Below are 20,002 nucleotides of genomic sequence, written 5' to 3' on the forward strand. Positions count from 1 at the left end.
GCGATCGTAAATTTGCGCAGCCACGCTGATAATCCCGCCTTTCAGAACAACATTTGTTCCCCATGCGCACAAATGAAGCCTTGGCACCCATCGCGCACCTGGCGCACCTGACCGACATGGCCGTGTTTGCACGGGTGGTGGAGGCGGGCAGTTTTTCTGGCGCGGCGCGGGCACTGGGCACCACACCGTCGGCCGTGAGCCGGCAGGTGGCGCGGCTGGAAGGCTTGCTGCAGGTGCGCCTGCTCGAGCGCACCACCCGCAAGCTGCGGCTGACCGAAGCGGGCCACGCCGCCTACACCCGCTGCCAGGCACTGGACAGCGCCGCCCGCGAGGTGCTGCAACTGGCCGAGCAGCACACCCACACTCCGCAGGGGCTGGTACGCATGAGCGTGCCCAAGGCCTATGGGCGCCAGCGCATCCACCCACTGGTGCCCCCGTTTTTGGCGGCGCACCCGCAGGTCGATGTGCAGCTGGTGGTGACCGACCGGGTGGTGGACCTGTTTGCCGAGGATGTGGACCTGGCCATTCGCATCACCGACACGCCCCCGCCCGGGCTGGCGGGCCGCCCGCTGGAGGCGGTGGAGCACATCGTGTGCGCCAGCCCCGCCTACCTGGCGCGCCGCGGCACGCCGCAGCACCCGGGCGAGCTGGCCGCGCACGACTGCATTTACCTGGGCGAAGACCCGAGCGACCGGCGCTGGCGGTTCACGCAGCGCGTGGCGCCAACCAAGGGAAAGAGAAACGACCCAGCAGGCCCAAAGCCGCTGCAGGATGGGGAACAAGCCACCGTGTCAGTGCACGGGCGCTACGTGGTCAACCACAGCGAGATGCGGCGCGAGGCGGCCATTGCAGGCCTGGGCATTGCCAGCCTGCCAGGCTTTGCGGCGCAAGCGGCCCTGGCCAGCGGCGCGCTGGTGCGGGTGCTGACCGCATGGCGGCACGACACGGCCTATTCAGGCACGGCATGGCTGCTGTACCCGCCCAACCGGTTTTTGCCCAGCCGCGTGCGGACGTGGGTGGATTACTTGGCCAGCGCGATGGGGGCAGGCTGAGCTACGGGCAGCGCCCAGGCGCGTGCGGTGACGGCCAGCAGGGCCATGGCGGTGGCATTGCTTGCGTGGGCCACGTGGGCCATGTTGGCAGCGATGCGGGAGACGATGGAGGATGCAGACAGAACGGGCATGACAGTCCAAAAACACAACAAGATGAAGACAAGCGAGAGCTTGCCCACGCGCTGTGACGGCGGTATGACAGACCGAGCGCCATGGCGTGACAGCGCGGCGCAGGCTAGCCAGGCGGCGAAGTGGGCACCCTCCTTCACTGCACTGTCTCTTCAGCACCCTAACGCACTACATTTTTGATAGCTGCTAGCGCTTATATATCAAGCGCTAGAGCCTCTTTTTCACTCTACCTACACAGCCTTTTTCTCCATGGTGCCCCAGCAGAGTTGCCAGTGCCAAGGGCCCAGGTTGTGTTCGTCAACGCACAGACGCCCCTGCATCCGGTCGGTACAAGTGAACCAGAGCAGGGCGGCACCGCCGCCGTGCCGTTCACCCGCCACAGGAGGCCGCCATGACCCACCCCATCCACCCCTCAACCTGCGCCTGGGACACCGCCTGTGCAGGGCACCCTGCCGATGTGTCGCTGCTGGAGTTGTCCAGCCTGGGCCAGCACCTGCAGCACTGCGGCGCCTTGCGTGGGCCCATGGACAGCCTGCTCACGGGCGCCCTGTGGCTGCAGGCCGTGGTGGCTGAGCATGTGGTCACCGTGGTGCTGGTCATCACACTGCTGGTGGGTGCGGTATCGCTGGCGCTGTGAGCGCGGCGCGCAGGGCGCTGCGCGCGCAGTGGCCCTGGGTTCCAGCCGCGATGGAGCGCATGCTGGACGCACGCGCTGGCGCCGTGCTGGAGCCAGTGCGCGCCGAGGTTTTTGGCCTGGCGCGCTTTGAAGAGCATGGCAGGCACCTGGGCAACACACACCGCGCCCGCAGGGCCCCGTTTGGGCGGGCCACGTTCTACCCCCGGCTGCAAAGCAACATCCGCGCGTTGCGCTCGGCCCACCGCTACCTCTTTGATGCGCCCCATGAAGAGCACACCATCAGCCCCGCCGCCGAATGGCTGTTTGACAACTTCCACCTGATCGAGAGCCAGCTCAAAGAGATCCACGCCGGACTGCCACCGCGCTACTACCGCTCGCTGCCCGTGCTGCAAAACGCCCCGCTGGTGGGGCTGCCGCGCGTGTATGGCGTGGCCTGGTCGTTTGTGGCGCACACCGACAGCGCGTTCGATGAAACCCTGCTGGTGCATTTTCTGAACGCCTACCAAGAGACCTGCGAGCTGAGCCAGGGCGAGCTGTGGGCGCTGCCCACCACGCTGCGCGTGGTGCTGATTGAAAACCTGCGCCGCCTGGCGGAGCGGCTGGCCAGCCACAAGGCCGCGCAAGAGCTTGCCAGCCTGTGCGCAGCCCGTTGCGACGACCTCACGGTGCCCACCCTTGAGGCCGCCTGGGCTGCCATGGAGCGGCGCGGCGTGGGGTCCGTGTTTTTGGTGCACCTGGCGCAAGCCATGGCGGGACGCAGGGCGCAGGGCGGCACCAGTGGGGATAGCAGGGAAGCGGCCGCGGCAGCGCCCCAATGGCCCGTGCAGCAGTGGCTGGCAGGCGCGGTGCCCGACCTGGCTGCACTGCAAACCCAGCAGCAGATCAACCAGGCCGCAAACCAGCTCAGCATGGGCAATGCCGTCACGGCGCTGCGGCTCATTGGCGCGGCCGACTGGAGCGACATCGTGGGACAGACGAGCCTGGTGCTGCGCGCCATGCTGCAGTCGCCCGTGTTTGCGGCAGAAGACGAGGCCACGCGCAACACCACGCTGCACGGCATTGAGCGCCTGTCGGCCCGCAGCCACTGCGGCGAAGCGGCCGTGGCGCAAACGCTGATAGCGCACATGGGCAGCGGGGTGGGCACGGGCAGTGAAGCCGCAGCGCCCAGCCACACACCGCTCAGCAACCAGCACAGCGCCCTGGCGGGCTACTGGCTGCAAGGGCCGGGCCGGGCCGCGCTGGAGCAAGCCCTGGGCGTGCGCCACCACGCCATCACCGCCGCTGCGCTGTGGCACGCCGCCGTGCGCGCCCTGCGCGTGCCCTGGTACCTGGGCGCGCTGCTGGTGGGCACACTGGCCCTGCTGGCCTGGTGGCTGGCGCCGCTGTGGCATGCCTTGCCCACCTGGCCTCCTGGCCCGTGGCCGTCACCAGCGGCATTCATGGCTGCAGACGTGGAAGACGGTGGCGCAGACCTGGCCTGGCTGGCCGGCCTGGGCAGCTTCGCAGGCGTGGCGTTGCTGCTGCTTTTGCCAGCATCAGAGATCGTGGTGGCGGTGGTCAACCGCCTGGTGGGCGAGTCCATTCGCCCCAGCTACATGCCGCGCTACCTGCTGCCCGGCGGCATACCGCCCACCGCGCGCGTCCTGGTGGCCGTGCCCGCCCTGCTCAGCAGCCCCGGCGCCATTGCGCGACTGGCCCACCGCATGCACCTGCACTACCTGGCCAACCCCGAGCCCTGCGCCCAGTTTGCCCTGCTGAGCGACGACGTGGACGCCCCAAGCCCCACCCTGCCCGCAGACGCCGAACTGCTGGCACAGGCCAGCGCACAGCTGCAGGCCCTGAACGCCCAACACCCGGTGGCCGCTGGCCAGCCCCCCCGCTTTGTGCTGCTGCACCGCGCCCGCACCTACAGCGCCACGCAGCAGCAATGGATGGGCTGGGAGCGCAAGCGCGGCAAGCTCGAACAACTGGTGGCCGAGCTGGCCACCGAAATGCCCGGCGCCTTCATGCCGCTGGGCACACTGTCGCAACTGGCCGCAGACACGCGCTACGTGCTCACGCTCGACAGCGACACGCTGCTGCCCCCAGGGCGCCTGCGCAGCCTGGTGGGCGTGGCCGAACACCCGCAGAACCAGCCCCGCCTCGACGCCAGCGGCCTGCGCGTGGTGCAGGGCTACGGCATCTTGCAGCCGCGCGTGCTGGCGCCGCTGCCAGCGCAGCGCCACGCCACCCTGTGGCAGTGGCTGTTTGCGGGGCAACAGGGGCTGGACCCCTACAGCGCCATGACCTCGGACGTGTACCAGGACGTGTTTGCCGAAGGCAGCTTCACCGGCAAGGGCTTGCTGCACGTGGCCACCGTGCACGCGGTGCTGGGCGGGCTCTTGCCCGCCGACCAGGTGCTCAGCCACGACCTGCTCGAAGGCGCGCTGGCGCGCTGCGCCGTGGTGAGCGATGTCACGCTGGTAGAGGCTGAGCCCGAACACAGCGACAGCGCCGCCGCCCGCCTGCACCGCTGGACGCGGGGCGACTGGCAGCTGTGGCCCTTTTTGCGGCACGCCCGGCGCTGGGGGCTGTCGCCCATCCACCGCTGGAAGATGGCAGACAACCTGCGCCGTTCGCTGCTGGCCCCGGCCTCGCTGCTGCTGCTGTGGCTGTCTTTTGCAGGCGTGGGCCTGCCCCTGGCCGCCACCTTGGCCGTGGTGCTGGCGGCCCACATGGCCGCACCGCTGATGGGCGCGCTGGCGGGTGGCGTGCCCGCCCGCTTTGGGCTGGTGGGCCTGCGCTTTGCCCATGCCGCAGGGGCCGACTTGCTGCGCGCGCTGGCCAGCGGCGTGTGGCACCTGGCGCTGCTGCCCCAGCAAGCCTGGCTGATGGCCGACGCCGTGGTGCGCACCGTGCACCGCCAAGCCGCCAGCCGCCTGAACCTGCTGCAGTGGACCACCGCCGAAACCGCCCAGAACAACCTGGTCACCCGCCTGGGCCCCACCCTGCGCCGCCACACCCTGGCGCCCTGGCTGGCCCTGGCCACTGCGGCCGTCCTGTGGGCCTGGGGTGGGGACAGCGTGCCGCCCGCACTGGCGTGGCCGGTGCTGGCACTGTGGGCCCTGGCGCCGCTGCTGGTGTGGGGTGCCAACGCCGCCCGCCAACGCGGCAGCGCACAGGCGCTGAAGGCGCCAGACCGTCTGCTGCTCGAAGGTGTGGCGCGCGACACCTGGCGGCTGTTTGAGCGCTGCGTGGACGCTGCCAACCACCACCTGCCGCCCGACAACCTGCAGACCGCCCCCTACGAAATGCTGGCGCACCGCACCTCGCCCACCAACATCGGTCTGTACCTGCTCAGCGCCACCTGCGCGCGTGAGTTTGGATGGATCGGCACGCAAGACCTGCTGCTGCGCCTGGAGGCCACCCTGGCCACGTTGCAGAGCATGGAACGCCACCGGGGACACTTTCTGAACTGGTACGACACCGAAACGCTGCAGCCCCTGCTGCCGCGCTACGTCTCCACCGTGGACAGCGGCAACCTCAGCGCCCACCTGGTGGCCGTGGCCCAGGCCTGCAGCGCCTTGGCGCACGACACCTTGAGCCCATCAGGCCCGCTGAACCCCGCCGCCAGCGTGCTGGCCGTGCGCGCCTCTAGGGCGCGGCTGCAGCCCTGGCTGGATTCGCTGCAGCACGGCACCCGCAGCCTGTTGCACCAAAGCGCGCTGTGCCAGTTGCTGGGCATGCCCAATGCAGAGCCCGTGCAACCAGCGTCCGACCCGACACCCGACCCCGCCTTGAGCGACGCCTACAACGCCCTGTTGGCGCGCGCCCAGCAAGAGCTGCACAGCATGGCGCTGCCGCACAACCCGGCCATCGTGCATACCCCGCCCACCGCGCACGACGAGCTGCAGTGGCTGCTGGCAGACCACCTGGCCACGCTGCAATCGGCCGAGCGCGACCGCGCTGCCGCCCAGCAGCCCAGCGGCGCGCAGGCGGCCGCCCAGCGCCTGATGGCAGTGGCCGAGGCGCTGGATGCACTGGCGTGGGAGGCCGACTTCCGGTTTCTGTACCACCCACGGAGGCACCTGCTGCACATTGGCTACCGGGTGGAAGAGCAGCAGCTGGACGCATCGTTTTATGACCTGCTGGCGTCTGAGTCGCGCACCACCAGCTTGCTGGCCGTGGCCAAGGGCGACGTGCCCGTGCGCCACTGGGCCGCGCTGGGCCGCCCGTTCTTTGCCAGCGGGCACCGCGCCGTGCTGCGGTCCTGGTCGGGCTCGATGTTCGAGTACCTCATGCCCGCGCTGGTGATGGCCGAGCCCCACCTGAGCGCACTGGGCGAGGCGGGCCGATCGGCCCTGCGCGAGCACCGTGACTACGTGCAGGCGCAAGCCCAGGCCCACAGCGCCGAAGCCCTGCGCCACCCCGCCACGGGCAGCGCCCTGCCCATGCCCTGGGGCATTTCAGAATGCGCTTACGCCGGGCGCGACCACACGCTGGCCTACCAGTACGCCCCGCAGGGCGTGCCGCGCCTGGCGCTGCGGCGCGCACCAGTGGGCGAGCTGGTGATTGCCCCCTACGCCACGGCCCTGGCCACGCAGGTGGATGCGGGCATGGCTTGCAGCAACCTGCGCACCCTGGCCGCCCTGTCGGCACGCGGGCGCTATGGTTTTTACGAAGCGCTGGACTTCACCCCCGAGCGCCAGACGCACGGCGCACCCTACACGCTGGTGCACACCTACATGGCCCACCACCAGGGCATGACCATCGTGGCGCTGGCCAATGTGCTGCTGGACGGGGTGGCCCAGCGCTGGGGCATGGCGCATGCCCGCATCGAAGCCGTGCTGCCGCTGCTGCAAGAGCGTGCACCACGCGAGCTGCCCTCACTGCGCCTGGCGCCGCCCCGCCTGCCGCTGCACACCCGCCAGCAAAAAACGCCCGACCATGTACGCGCTGTAGTGCCCGGTGCACAGGCGCTGGAGCCCACCCACCTGCTAGGCAACGGCCGCTACAGCGTGACGCTGCGCCCCAACGGCGCGGGCTGGAGCCGCTGGCACCAGACCGGCATCACCCGCTGGCGCGACGACGCCCTGCGCGACGCGCATGGCAGCTTCATCTACGTGCGCGCCGCCGGGGGCGTGCCGGTGTCCACCACCAGCCACCCCGCACCCGATGCGCAAGCGGTGTACCGCAGCGTGTTCCACACCGACCGCGTGTGCTTTGACGCCCTGTGGCCCGGCCTGAAAGTGCACACCACCGTGTGGGTGAGCCCGGAGGACGACATCGAGCTGCGCCGCGTGGAGGTGAGCAACCTGGGCACGGAGACGCTGGAGCTGGAGCTGATCTCGGCGCTGGACATCACGCTGACCAGCCATGCCGCCGACGAGGCCCACCCGGCCTTCTCCAACCTCTTTGTCACCGCACACTGGCTGCCTGCCGAGCAGGCGCTGCACTTTGAGCGCACCCCACGCCTGCAAACCGAAGCCACGCTGCACGCCGCCCACTTTGTGGCCCATGCCGAGGGCCAGGTGCTGGGCCTGCTCTACCAGACCGACCGCCAGCACTGGCTGGGGCGCAACCACACGCCTGCCCGTCCCCTGGCGTACCTGCAGCCCGTGCCCACAGATCCGAATGAACCGAACCAGCCCACCGTGCTGGACACGGGCCTGGACCCTGTGGCGGCGCTGGGGGTGCGCCTGCGCCTGGAGCCCGGCGGGCAGGCGTGCATCACCTTTGGCACGGCGGCCTCGCCCAACGCGGTGACGCTGCGCGCCATCGTGGACAAATACCGCCAGCCCAGCTATGTGGAGCGCGCCTCGGCCATGTCGGCCACGCTGGCCAGCATCCAGTGGGCATCGCACCGCCCGCACCGCGACTACCTGCCCGCCCTGCAAATGCTGACCACCGCCCTGGTGCTGACGCTGCCCAAGGTGGATGCGCCCGGCACCCACGTGCTGGCCGTGCCGCCAGCGCCCTCGCGCGTGTGTGACCGGCGCGTGCTGTGGCAGCTGGGCCTGTCGGGCGAGCGGCCGCTGGTGCTGGTCACCGCCGGGCCACCCCAAGGCATGGGACTGCTGCGCACCCTGGCCCAGGCCCTGCGCGAATGGGCGCACGGCGGTGTGGCCTGCGACCTGGTGGTGCTCAGCAGCGAGCCCCACTCTTACCTGATGCCGCTGCAGCGCGAGCTGACGCTGCTGCGCGAGCACCACGACACCGACCTGCTCGCCCACAGCGGCCCGGCGGTGACCAGCTTGCGGGTGCTGCGGCTGGAGGAGCTATCGGCCCAGCAACTGGGCACCCTGGCCAGCCTGGCACGCATCACGCTGCAGGCCGATGGCCACGCCCTCATGCACCAGGTCAAGGCCTGGGTGGCGGCGCACGGTGCTGCCCGCAGGGGTGCCGGTGCGGGGGCCAACCCTTGGCGCGGTGGCGCGACCGACGACGTGCCCACCCATGCGGCACACACCGCCGTGCCCGCGCCCGTGGGGCAGTTTGCGCCTGGCACCGGCACGTTCGGGTTTGAGGTGTCGCCGCAGCTGCGGCCCACCCGGCCCTGGGTGAATGTGCTGGCCAACCCGCACCTGGGCACCCTGGTGTCGGAAACGGGCGGGGGCAACACCTGGGCGGGCAACAGCCGCCTGAACCAGCTCACGGCCTGGTCTAACGACCCCGTGGCAGACCCCACCGCCGAGTGGCTGCTGCTGCAAGACCGCCGCACCCGCGAGGTGTGGAGCCTGACGCCTTCGGCCTGGGGCGCGGGCGTACCCTACCGCGTGGAACATGCGCAGGGCACCACCACCATCACCCACCGCCGTGGGCCACTGCAGGTGGTGGTGCGCTGGTGTGTGGACGCTGCCACCGCCGTCAAGCAGGTGCATGTGCAGGTGACCAACCTGGGCACGCAGCGCGCGCATTTGCGCACCGTGGCCATGGTGGAGTGGATGCTGGGCGAAAAGCGCAGCGACCGCGCCACGCTGGCCACCCGGCCCTGCTTTGAACCGGCCGATGACACTGAACCGAGCCCAGAGCGGCTGCTGGGCCTGCTGTGCACCCAGACCGAAGCGGGCGCAGGGCTGGGCGGGGGGACGGCGTTTTTCTGCGAAGCATCGGTTGGGGCGGGAGAGGAGGAGCGGTCCAACGACAGCACCGACTGGACCTGTGACCGCAGCGAGTTCTGGGACGCACAGGGCCGCCTGGTGCTGCCGCTGCAACTGGGCCAGCGCAGCGGCTTTGGGCTGGACCCGTGCGCCGCGCTGTCCCGCCTGGTCACGCTGCGCCCGGGGGCCTCGTTTGCGCGGGTGTATCTGCTGGGCTATGCCGCCACCGAGGCCGCTGCCCGCACGCTCGCCCAGCAGGCCGCTGGCGTGGCTGCGGCCGAGCGCGAGCACGCCACGCTGGCGCACTGGAACGCCCTGCTGGGTGCCACCCAAGTGCGCACCCCTGACCCATTGCTCGATGTGCTGGTCAACCGCTGGCTGCTGTACCAGACCGTGTCATCGCGCCTGTACGCCAAGGCGGGCTTTTACCAGGCGGGCGGCGCCACGGGCTACCGCGATCAATTGCAAGATGCCATGGCCCTGGTGTGGGCGCAGCCCGGCCTGCTGCGCTCGCAGATCGTGCTGTGCGCATCGCGCCAGTTTGAGGCGGGCGATGTGCAGCACTGGTGGCACGCACCGAGCGGCGCGGGCGTGCGCACGCACTTTTCAGACGACCTGCTGTGGCTGCCCTTTGCCTGCGCGCACTACCTGCAGCACACCGCAGACAGTGCGCTGCTAGGCGAGCAGGTGCCTTTTTTGCAAGGCGCCGAGATCCCCGAAGGGGCAGAAGATGTGTACGAAACCCCGCACACCAGCGCCACCACCGCCAGCATCTACGAGCATGCTGCCCGCGCCATCGATCACAGCCTGAACGTGGGCGCCCATGGCCTGCCGCTGATGGGGGGCGGCGACTGGAACGACGGCATGAACCGCGTGGGCGATGGCGGGCAGGGTGAATCGGTGTGGCTGGGCTGGTTCTTGTGCACCATCACCCGCGCCTGGATTGCGCTGGCCCGCCAGCAGGGCGACCTGGCCCGCGTGCAGCGTTGGGGCGATGCCCTGGCCGGCTGGCGTGCAGCGCTGGCCACCACCGCGTGGGACGGCGACTGGTACCTGCGCGCCTTTTTTGACGACGGCACACCGCTGGGCACACGCACCCGGTCCGAGGGGCGCATTGACCTCATTGCACAGGCCTGGGCAGTGCTCTCTGGCGAGGCCAGTCTGGTGCGCCAGCATGGCGCCATGCAGGCCGTGCAGACGCACTTGGTTGACCCGGGTGCCGGGCTGATCCAGCTGCTGGAGCCGCCGCTGGTGCATGCACAGCCCAGCGCGGGCTACATCCAGGCCTACCCACCGGGCGTGCGCGAAAACGGGGGCCAGTACGCCCACGCAGGCGTGTGGGCGCTGATGGCCGCTGCATCGCTGGGCGTGCAAGACCCCCGCAACGCTGAGGCAGCCCGCGTGCCCTACCGGTACTTCACCTACCTGAGCCCCGCCCACCGCGCACAGCACCCGGTGTGGGGTGCGCCGTACGGGGTGGAGCCCTATGTGATGGCGGCAGATGTTTACAGTCAGCCACCGTATGTGGGGCGCGGCGGCTGGAGCTGGTACACCGGCGCCGCGGGCTGGCTGCACCGGGCGGCGGTGGAATCCCTCCTGGGCCTGCAGATGAGCGCCCACGAGCTGTTTTTAGCGCCCTGCATGCCGCACGACTGGCCGAGCGCCGAAATCACCCTGGTGCGCGGCCAGCGCACCCTGCGGCTGTTGCTGGTGCGGGTGACGTCGGCCATGGCGCTGTACCTGCTGCCGCCCAACGCACCCGCTGGCGCGCGCCTGCTGCAGGCCGGCGAGCCCCTGCGCTGGGCCGACCTGCCCGGCAGCGCGTGCTTTGTAGTCCCCCTGTATGCCCCAGCCATGGCGCCCCTTGCCTCCCTGGATCCCCGCGCACCTGGCGCAGCCCCCCAGCCCACGCCCCCTCGGGTGGACGAAGCGGGGTCACTTTCGGCCTAGCAAAGCCTCTGCACCGTCTTTTTTGCGGGGGGCGTACCCTATGTGCGGTACCGTACAGACTGCGCGCGGCCCGGCATCGCACACTGGGCTTCGCGCAGCGTGGCGGCACCCGGGGAGGCGTGCCGTCCCCCCGGGGTGCTGCCACGCCTCCTCACGACGACGAAGGGGCCCGCCATTCACGCCACCGATAACCCCCTGAACAACCGGCTGTTGGCCGCCCTGCCCCCAGCCGATATGCAACGCTGGCTGCCACTGCTGGAGCCTGTGGATTTGTCGCTCGGGCTGGTGCTGTACGAGTCCGGCGCGCACATGCCTTATGTGTACTTTCCCACCAGTGCCATCGTGTCGCTGCTGTATGTGCTGGAGAGCGGCGCATCGGCAGAGATTGCTGTGGTGGGCTTTGAAGGCGTGGTGGGCGTGTCGATTTTCATGGGCGGCGGCTCGACCCCTAGCCGGGCCGTGGTGCAAAGCGCCGGACGGGGCTACCGGCTCAGCGCCCAGGCCATCAAGGCGGAATTTGAGCGCTCGGGGCCCGTCATGCACCTGATGCTGCGTTACACCCAGGCCCTCATCACCCAGATGGCGCAAACCGCCGTGTGCAACCGCCACCACTCACTTGACCAGCAACTGTGCCGCTGGCTGCTGCTGAGCCTGGACCGGCTGCCAAGCAGCCAACTGGTGATGACGCAAGAGCTGATCGCCAACATGCTGGGCGTGCGCCGAGAAGGGGTGACCGAAGCTGCCATGAAGCTGCAAAAGGCAGGCCTCATCAGCTACGCCCGGGGGCACATCAACGTGCGCAACCGCCCTGGCCTAGAGGCACGCACTTGCGAGTGCTACGAGGTGGTGAAAAAAGAGTACGACCGGCTGCTCCCCAAGGGAGTCGCCAGCTAGACCGCTGTGCGCACTGCGCTGTGTGCGGTATCAGACAGTCACACCCACCACAAGCGCCCACACTGAACGCAGACTGGCACGGCGTGCTGCCACCCCATGATGGAAGGGGCAGGCCACCGTGCAGTCCTCAGGCTGCGGCCCCTTCGGACTGCGCTGATTCCTTTGTGAAGCGCACTGCATGCACCGCCCTGAAAACAAACTCCTTCGCCAGCTGCCGCAGGCGGCACGCCAACAACTGTTGGGCCACTGCGAGCTGTGTGAACTGTCGTTGTCCACCGAGCTGAGTGTGCGCGGGCAGCCGCTGCGCCACGCTTACTTTCCGACCGAGGGGTTTTTGTCACTGGTGATTGATGTGGACAGCCACCCCGCGCTGGAGGTGGGCATGCTGGGGGCCGAAAGCATGCTGGGCTCAGAGCTGGTGCTGGGGCTGGCCGCTACCCCCTGGCGGGCGCTGGTGCAGGGCGCGGGGGCTGGCTGGCGCATTGGGACCAACGACCTGCGTGCGCAATGCGATGCCCTGCCCCCCCTGCAAAAGCTGCTGCAGGCCTGCCTGCTGGTGCGGCTGCACCAGCAAACGCTGGCTGCGGCGTGCCAGCGCTACCACCTGATTGCACCGCGCCTGGCCCGCTGGCTGCTGATGAGCCAGGACCGCTCACGCACCGAGAGCTTTCACCTCACACAAGAGTTCATGGCCCTGATGCTGGGCGTGCGCCGCGTGGGGGTGACGGAGGCCGCCAGCCTGTTCCAGGACAGCGGGCTGATCTCGTACCACCGGGGAGAACTTACCGTGCTCAACCGCAAGGCCCTGGAAGCCGAGGCCTGCAGTTGCTATGCGGCAGACAAAGACATCTACCAGCGCCTGATGCACGTGGGTGCGTAGGCGCTGGAGGGGATGGCGGGCTGAACACGTTGAATGGGAAGGGACGCGATGAGGAAGAGCTTGCAGGAGACACAGCATGGAAAGGGCCAATGCCTCCCCCTTGCCCCGCGCAGCCTCTTTTTCACACTCAAGGCTTGATGAGCAACTCGTCCTGGATGCTGCCGATACCCAAAACACGGTAGGCCAAGGCCCTCATGGGCGAGACCGTGGGGCTGTACGACCTGCCGCCAGCATCGTCGGCAGCCAACGGGCTGCTGAGTGTGGGCAGCTCGTCAGAGGTGGACTGCGCGGCTTCCAACCCTTCATCGGGCCTGCCATAGTCCATCGCGGCGTAGGCGACGCCCGGCATGAAGATGAAGCTGTCCACCTTGTGCACGCCGCGCACGCTTTGGGCCACAAACACGGCCAGGTCGCGCTGGGTGGCATCGTCCACCCGGCCACTGAGCAACACCACGCCCTGGCGCACATCCACGCCGATGTAGATGCTGTTTTGCACGGGCGAGAGCAGCAGCGCGGCCTTCACGCGCGAGGTCAGCACGCTGTCTTCCAGGTAGGCGCTGGGCGCCGGACTCACCAGCGCCCAGGAGGTGGTGGTGTCCACGTGCTGGCAGCCCTGCAAGGCCAGCAAAGCCAGCACGCCACCACAAAGGGCAACAGAGCGCGCGCGTCTGCGCGTGCGGCGAAGGCGTTGGATATGGTTTTTTTGGCGGCGCATGGAACAGACCCTCAGAAGGTAAAAGCCACCGGGCGGCAGCCTCTGCAGTCACTGTCTCACGCGGGGGCACCGCCGTCTGTTCGCAGGCGCACCATGGGTGCTAGCTACGCCACTGGAGCGCCGGCATCGCAACAGGGAAGTTGCAAACAAATTGCTATATTTTTAATAGCTTTTAGCGCTTTATTAGCAAGCGCTAGAAGGCTATTTCATCCCTAACCCCACAGCCCCGCCGCGTGCCCCCGCGTAAAAGCCTCTTCAAACACCGAGTAGCCCGACCAGTCGCTGTGCGCAAAGGCCAGCCGCGCGGTGGCCGGGGTGGGGATGGGGCGCTGGCGCTCTCCATTCAATAGCAGCTTGCGCTTACCCTGTGCGCCCTGCAACCCGATTTGACTTAAAAACTGCTGTACCCCCGGCACGGGGATGGACATGGCGTGCCCGTAGCGGGTGACCTGCACGCGGGTGGCGCGCTGCAGCACATCGGGGTGCGGGCCCGCCAGCGATGCCAGGGCCGCCCTGCCCCAATGTTCGGCGCTGTGGGTGGCCAGTTGCTGGCGCGCATCGGCCACATCGCCCAGGGCCTGGTAGCAGGTGAGCACGGTGGGGCCAGGGCGGGGGTCGAGCTTTTGGTGGGAGGCATCGACGTAGCCCAGGCCACCAGGGTTGGTGTCACCGTAGATGACGTTGTCCCACGCCGGGGCGGCGCCGGGGCGGTCGGTCAGCGGCGCATTCAGGTGGATGTTGGTCACGGCCCAAGGCGCCCACTGCAGGCGCTGGGCGGCTTGCGCCAAAAACGCGGGGGGGCTTTGCACCACGCGGGCGGCCACGAACACGGGCAGCGCCACCACGCAGCGCGGCGCCTGCCAGCGCTCTACGTTGCCCGTCTGGTGGTTGTAGGCGTCCACCTCCACGCCACGCCGGGTTTCGGCAATGCGCAGCACGCTGGTGGCGGTGCGCAGCTGGCCTGCCGCCTTCAGCGGTGCGACGAGCTGCTGGGTGAGCCAGCCATTGCCCTCGGGCCAGGTGAGCACGCCTTCGCGGTCTTCGGCCACGGCCTCGCCGGGCGCGTGAAAGCCGTGGCGGCTGGCAAAGTAGTGCAGCCCGGCCCAGGCCGACACGCGGGCAATGCCTGCGCCGTAGTCATCGCGGCAGCAGTAGTCCAGGTACCAGCGCAGGTGCGCATCGTCCAGGCCTTGCTGCTGCAGCCATGCTTCCAGAGTCATAGCATCTAGCGCTTGATGGACGGTCGCCAAGCCGGTTTTTGCATTCAAAGCGGCAAACTGCGGCATGGTGAAGCGGGCGGCGCGGCTGGCGGCGTCTACCGCCTGGGCAAAGCGGCGGTATTGGGCCAGGGTGGATTCGCCCACGCCTTGCACGGGCAGCAGGCCTTCTTGCCACTCGTGCTCGAAGTACAGGCGCTCTTGCGGGCTGTGGCACAAGTGGCGGCCGCCCTCGCCGCCGTATTCCCAGCGCCCGGCCACGCGCTGGCGCAGGCCCAGTTCTTCGAGCAGGTCTTGCACCTCGGGCGCATCGTCGCCGGGCACGGGCAGGTAGTGCGCGCCCAGGGGGCAGGCCACGCCGTTGACGGCGCCGCCCCGGCTGTTGCCGCCTGCGGTGTCTTCCAGCTCCAGCAGGGCAAAGTCGTGCACCCCGGCCAGGCGCAGGCTGCGCGCGGCGGCCAGCCCCGCCACACCGCCCCCGGCGATGATGACCTGGGCACGGCGCACCACGGCGGGCTCTGGCAAGGTGCCCCGGGCCAGCAGGTCGCGCAGCGCGTGGCCACGCTCCATGTCGATGCCTGCAAAGGCGTATTCCAGCGCGGGCGGCGGGCTCTGGCAGCCGCTGAGCAGCGAGGCTGCAGACAGGCTGGCCACCGAGGCGGCAGCCCCGGTCACAAAGTGGCGTCGTTGCATGGTCAGTCGGCCCACTGGGCGCGGATCTCCAGCAGCTGGGGCAGCAGCGGGATGAACAGCGCCACCAGGGCCGGGTCAAAGTGCTTGCCCGCCTGGGCGGTGATGTGGTCCATGGCCTCTTGCACGGGCCAGGGCTCTTTGTAGGGGCGGCGGGTGGTGAGGGCGTCAAACACATCGGCCACGGCCACGATGCGGGCCGACAGCGGAATCGCCTCGCCCGCCAGCCCGTTGGGGTAGCCACTGCCGTCCCACTTCTCGTGGTGGGCCAGGGCGATTTCGCGGGCCAGTTGCAGCACGCCAGAGGGGTGCTGGCCAATGATCTCGGCCCCAATCTCAGGGTGGCGGCGCATGGTGTCCCACTCGCTGGCGTCCAGCGGGCCGGGCTTGCGCAGCACGGCGTCGGGGATGCCGATCTTGCCCACGTCGTGCATGGGCGCGGCGTTGAGCAGGTCTTCGGCCCAGGCGGGGCTGCAGCCCGCCGCCAGCGCCAGCCGCTGGGCAAAGTGGCTCATGCGGATGACGTGCAGGCCGGTCTCGTTGTCCTTGTATTCGGCCGCGCGGCCCAGGCGCTGCACGATCTGCAGGCGGGTCTGGCGCAGCTCGTCCATGCGCACCAGCGACAAATGCGTGCGCACCCGTGCGCGCACCACAGGCGGGCTGACGGGCTTGGTGATGTAGTCCACCGCCCCCGCGTCAAAGCCCGCCGTCTCGTCCTGGCTGTCGCTCAGCGCGGTGATGAAGATCACGGGAATGTGGACGGTGGCGGCGTCGGCCTTGAGGGCGTGGCACACGGCGTAGCCGTCCATGTGGGGCATCATGATGTCCAGCAGCACCAGGTCGGGCTGCTGCTCGCGCGCCACCTGCAGTGCGCGCTCGCCGTCGGTGGCAAACAGCAGGCGGTAGTCGGCCTGCAACACATGGCGCAGCACCTGCAGGTTGGTGGGCTCGTCGTCCACCAGCAGCAGACGGGGGCGCTGGTCAGGGGCCTGGTTCATGCGGGGGTCTCCGTGGGCTCGTCGATCCAGTGGGTGCGCAGCTGCTGCAGTTGCACCAGCGCCTGGTCAAAGTCAAAAGTATCGATCGCTTCCTGCAGCCGCTCCATGGCGTCGCCGGGCAGCAGCTGCGCCAGCACGTCCAAAGGCGGCTGGGCCAATTCCGATCGTGCCAAAGCCTGTGCCAAGGCCTGCGCCGCCGCCAGGGCCTGCGCACGCTGCGCAGGCGCCAGCGGCGCGTGCTGGCCCACACCGGGGGCGGGTGCAGCGGCGGCATCGGCCTCGCTGGCCAGGGCCTGCTGCACGGCCTGCATGGCGGCGGGCAGGGCGGCCACCAGCGGGACCAGGGCGGTGCGGTCCAGCGCGCGGGCGGCTTCCTCAATGCGCTGGGACAAGGTTTGCAGCGGCACCAGCGCCAGGTTGGCCGCGGCCCCGCGCAGGCGGTGGGCCAGGGCCCGGGCGCTGTCCAGGTCGCGTTGGGCCACCAGGGCCTGCAGTGTTGCGGGGGTGGCCTCGTGTTCGCCCACCAGGCGCGCAATGGCATCGCGCAGCAGCGCGCGCTGGCCCCACAGGCGGGTGCCGCGCTCCCAGTCGATCACGCCCTGCGCCTGGGGGGCGGGCGCCACTGCGGGGCTGCTGAGCGCAGCCGCTGCGGTCAGTGCGCCCCAGTCCGAGGCCGCATCGGGCTGCAGGTTGAGCACCCGTGCGATCTCGCGGAACAGCCGCGCGGGCTCCAGGGGCTTGCTGGCAAAGCCGTCCATGCCTGCCGCGCGGGCGTTGCGGCGGTCTTGCTCCAGCACGCTGGCCGACAAGGCGATCACCGGCACAGGCTTGCGGTGCTGCGCCTGCTCAAACGTGCGGATGCGGCGCGTGGCCTCCAGGCCGTCCATGCCGGGCATTTGCAGGTCCATCAGCACCACATCAAAGCGCCCCTGTGCATACGCCTGCACAGCCTCTTCGCCGTCGCGCGCCACGGTGACCTGGTGGCGGCCACGGTGGAGCTGGATTTGCAGCAGTTCGATGTTGGCGGGCACGTCGTCCACGGCCAGCACGCGCAGCGGGGGTAGCTGCGCCGCATGGCTGGGGGTGGCAACGGCCTCGGTGGCCTGACCAACGGGCAGAGGCAGGCGCACGGTGAACGTGGTGCCCACGCCCAGGGTGCTGCGCACGCCGATGGTGCCGCCCATCAGTTCGACCAGTTGGCGAGAGATGGTGGTGCCCAGGCCGGTGCCACCAAACTGGCGGGTGGTGGACGCATCGGCCTGCGCAAAGGGGTCGAAGATGCGGTCCAGGTGCTGGGCTGCGATGCCAATGCCAGTGTCCTCGACCTCCATCACCAGCGAGCCGTCCTGGTAGTCCAGCCGCAGCAGCACATGGCCTTGCTGGGTGAATTTGAGCGCGTTGCCCAGCAGGTTCAGCAGCACCTGCTGCAACCGCAGCGCGTCACCACGCAGGTAGGCGGGCACCTGCTCGGTGGCCAGGCACTGCAGCTCCAGCTGCTTCTTGGCGGCATGGATGCGCAGCGAAGCCAAAATCTGCTCGCACACTTCCTGCAGCGAGAAGTCGGCAATCTCCAGCTCGACCGCGCCTTTTTCGAGCTTGGCGGTGTCCAGAATGTCGTTGAGCAGGCGCAGCATGGAGCGCGCCGCATGCTGCACCGTGCCCAGGTGGCGGCGCTGCTGGGGTTCCATGGGGGTGTCCAGCAGCGCTTCGGTGAAGCCGATGATGGCGTTCATGGGCGTGCGGATTTCGTGGCTCATGTTGGCCAGGAAGGTGCTGCGCGCGGCAGCGGCCTGTTCGGCACGCTCCTTGGCGGCGCGCAGCTCTTGCTCCATGGCGCGGCGCTCGCTCAGGTCGGTGGCAAATTTCACCACCTTGAAGGGCTGGCCCTGCGCATCGAAGATGGGGTTGTAGGTGGCCTGGATCCAGATGCGCCGCCCGCCTTTGCCCAGGCGCTGGTACTCGCCGCCGTCCAGCTTGCCATCGCGCAGTTGCTGCCAGAACTCGGTGTAGGCGGCGCTTTGCGCATAGGCCGGCTCGCAGAACATGCGGTGGTGCTGGCCCACGATTTCGTCCAGCCGATAGCCCATGAGTTCGCGAAAATTGGTATTGGCCGTGAGCACGTTGCCTTGCAGGTCGAACTCCACCACCGCCAGGGCGCGGTCAATGGCGCGCACGGTGCTTTCAAACTCGGCGTTGCGCTCTTTGAAGACCGTCATGTCCATGATCACGCCGTCGATCCACTGCACCTCGCCATCGTCGCCCACCACGGGGCGGCCGCTTTCAGACACCGAGCGCACACGGCCCTGGCGGTCCAGCAGGCGAAATTCGACGTGGTAGGGCCGGCGCTGCGCGATGGCGGCCGACACTTCTTCCCACAGGCGGGGCACTTCTTCGGGCAAGGTGAGCTGCGTGAAGTTGACACGCCCCTCCAGAAAGTCCTGCGGCTGCCAGCCGGTCAGGGCCGTCACGGCATCGCTGATGAACAGCATGGTCCAGTCCGCGTCGTAGCTGCAGCGAAACGTCACCCCGGGGATATTGCCCATCAAGGAGCGCAGGCGCTGTTCGCTGCGTTGCAGCTCTTGCTCCATGGCACGGCGCTGGCTCAGATCGCCGATGAAGCCCACAAACACCGGGTCACCATCGAGCCGCACACGCCCCACCGACAGGCGGATGGGCACGGTGCTGCCATCGCGCCGCAGGGCCTGCACCTCGCGGCTGCTGGAGCCCACAATGCTGCCGCCCTGGCCGCGGAGGTAGCGCTGCAGGTACCCATCGTGGCGCGAGCGGTCGGGCTCGGGCATGAGCATGGACACGTTCTGCCCCACCACTTCGCTGGGGTGCCAGCCCAGGATGCGCTCGGCCGCCGCATTGAACGACTGCACCAGCCCCCGCGCGTCGATCATCACGATGCCGTCTGCTGCGGTGTCGGCAATGGCCCGCAGGCGCGATTCGCTCTGGCGCACCTTCATGAACATCTGGCGGTAGCGCAGGCCAGCGTTGATGGCGACCACCAGCAGCCCGATGACCACCGCCACGCCCGCAATGGCCAGCGCCAGCGGCGTGCTTCCGGCAGAGGCTGCCAGCAGCTCGGGTTCGTCCGGGGCATCGATGAAGCGCAGGGCGGCCATGCCGGTGTAGTGCATGCCCGCAATCGCCAGGCCCATCACCGCGCCCGCCGCCCAGTTCAGGCGCTGCCTGCGCCAGCGCACCGCGCGCTCCAGCCCAAAGCGCACCCACAGCGCCACAATGGCCAGCAGCACCGCCACCAGCACCGATGCGGCAAAGCCCCAAGGGTCATAGCGCATGACGGGGGCCCACTCCGATGCCGCCATGCCGATGTAGTGCATGGCCCCAATGCCCGCACCCACAAACACCCCACCCGCCACCAGCGCCATGCGGCCTACCTCACGGCGCATCAACAGCCCCAGCGCCACCCACGAAGCCAGCACGCTGGGCAGCATGGACAGCACGGTGGTCACCGCATCGAACCGCCCCCGGGCGCACACCGCAAAGGCCAGCATGCCAATGAAGTGCATGGACCAAATGCCTCCGCCCAGCGCAAGAGCCCCCGAGCCCCGGGCCAACTGCCGGGTGAACCCCACATCGGCCCGGCGCGCCAGGGCGGCCATTTGCAGCGCCAGCACCGAGGCCAGCATCGCCATCGCCACCGACAGCGCCACCAGCCAGGGGTTGTGCTGCGCCCATAGCAAGGGATAGGCCTGCGCTTTGCTAATGAAAAATTGGTCCAGCATGGAGTCCAC

The 20,002-nt window shown here is 69.2% G+C and carries 10 protein-coding genes; 5 read left to right on the forward strand and 5 right to left on the reverse strand.

What is annotated here, in order from left to right; genetic code table 11:
- Nucleotides 1-62: 62 nt before the first annotated feature.
- Entirely contained in the window at nucleotides 63-1,052 is a 990-nt protein-coding gene (locus tag CLU88_RS13885; protein ID WP_099657099.1) for a LysR family transcriptional regulator, read from the forward strand.
- Here the strand turns inward: CLU88_RS13885 and CLU88_RS23000 are convergent.
- Nucleotides 1,022-1,183, reverse strand: a complete 162-nt coding sequence (locus CLU88_RS23000) for a hypothetical protein (protein WP_158235604.1) — start codon at nucleotides 1,181-1,183, stop codon at nucleotides 1,022-1,024. The genes CLU88_RS13885 and CLU88_RS23000 overlap by 31 nt on opposite strands.
- 389 nt (nucleotides 1,184-1,572) lie before the next feature.
- On the opposite strand from CLU88_RS23000, the gene CLU88_RS13890 reads away from it, so the two are divergent.
- From CLU88_RS13890 to CLU88_RS13905, 4 genes are all read left to right on the forward strand, one after another.
- The gene (locus CLU88_RS13890) at nucleotides 1,573-1,818 is read left to right on the forward strand and encodes a hypothetical protein (RefSeq protein WP_099657100.1); all 246 of its coding nucleotides are present in this window, start codon (nucleotides 1,573-1,575) and stop codon (nucleotides 1,816-1,818) included.
- Between the two features lie 59 nt (nucleotides 1,819-1,877).
- Entirely contained in the window at nucleotides 1,878-10,847 is an 8,970-nt protein-coding gene (locus tag CLU88_RS13895; protein WP_099658869.1) for a GH36-type glycosyl hydrolase domain-containing protein, read from the forward strand.
- A 234-nt stretch (nucleotides 10,848-11,081) separates the two neighbouring features.
- Nucleotides 11,082-11,741 carry a Crp/Fnr family transcriptional regulator gene (locus tag CLU88_RS13900; RefSeq protein ID WP_199173454.1) on the forward strand — a complete coding sequence of 220 codons (660 nt, stop codon included), beginning with the start codon at nucleotides 11,082-11,084 and terminating at the stop codon, nucleotides 11,739-11,741.
- Nucleotides 11,742-11,919: 178 nt separating this feature from the next.
- The gene (locus CLU88_RS13905) at nucleotides 11,920-12,621 is read left to right on the forward strand and encodes a Crp/Fnr family transcriptional regulator (RefSeq protein WP_099657101.1); all 702 of its coding nucleotides are present in this window, start codon (nucleotides 11,920-11,922) and stop codon (nucleotides 12,619-12,621) included.
- Nucleotides 12,622-12,748: 127 nt separating this feature from the next.
- Here CLU88_RS13905 and CLU88_RS13910 read toward each other — a convergent pair whose 3' ends face one another.
- The 4 genes from CLU88_RS13910 to CLU88_RS13925 all read right to left on the reverse strand — a co-directional run bounded on the left by CLU88_RS13910 (nucleotide 12,749) and on the right by CLU88_RS13925 (nucleotide 19,993).
- Nucleotides 12,749-13,336, reverse strand: coding sequence for a BON domain-containing protein (locus CLU88_RS13910; protein ID WP_099657102.1), 588 nt, complete (start codon nucleotides 13,334-13,336; stop codon nucleotides 12,749-12,751).
- 212 nt (nucleotides 13,337-13,548) lie between these two features.
- Nucleotides 13,549-15,246 carry an NAD(P)-binding protein gene (locus tag CLU88_RS13915; RefSeq protein ID WP_099657103.1) on the reverse strand — a complete coding sequence of 566 codons (1,698 nt, stop codon included), beginning with the start codon at nucleotides 15,244-15,246 and terminating at the stop codon, nucleotides 13,549-13,551.
- A 2-nt stretch (nucleotides 15,247-15,248) separates the two neighbouring features.
- The gene (locus tag CLU88_RS13920; protein WP_099657104.1) at nucleotides 15,249-16,241 is read right to left on the reverse strand and encodes a two-component system response regulator; all 993 of its coding nucleotides are present in this window, start codon (nucleotides 16,239-16,241) and stop codon (nucleotides 15,249-15,251) included.
- The gene (locus CLU88_RS13925; protein ID WP_099658871.1) at nucleotides 16,238-19,993 is read right to left on the reverse strand and encodes a PAS domain S-box protein; all 3,756 of its coding nucleotides are present in this window, start codon (nucleotides 19,991-19,993) and stop codon (nucleotides 16,238-16,240) included. Before CLU88_RS13925 ends, CLU88_RS13920 begins: the two co-directional genes overlap by 4 nt.
- Between the last annotated feature and the right edge of the window lie 9 nt (nucleotides 19,994-20,002).

It is taken from the genome of Acidovorax sp. 56, assembly GCF_002749705.1.
Lineage (GTDB): Bacteria > Pseudomonadota > Gammaproteobacteria > Burkholderiales > Burkholderiaceae_C > Acidovorax.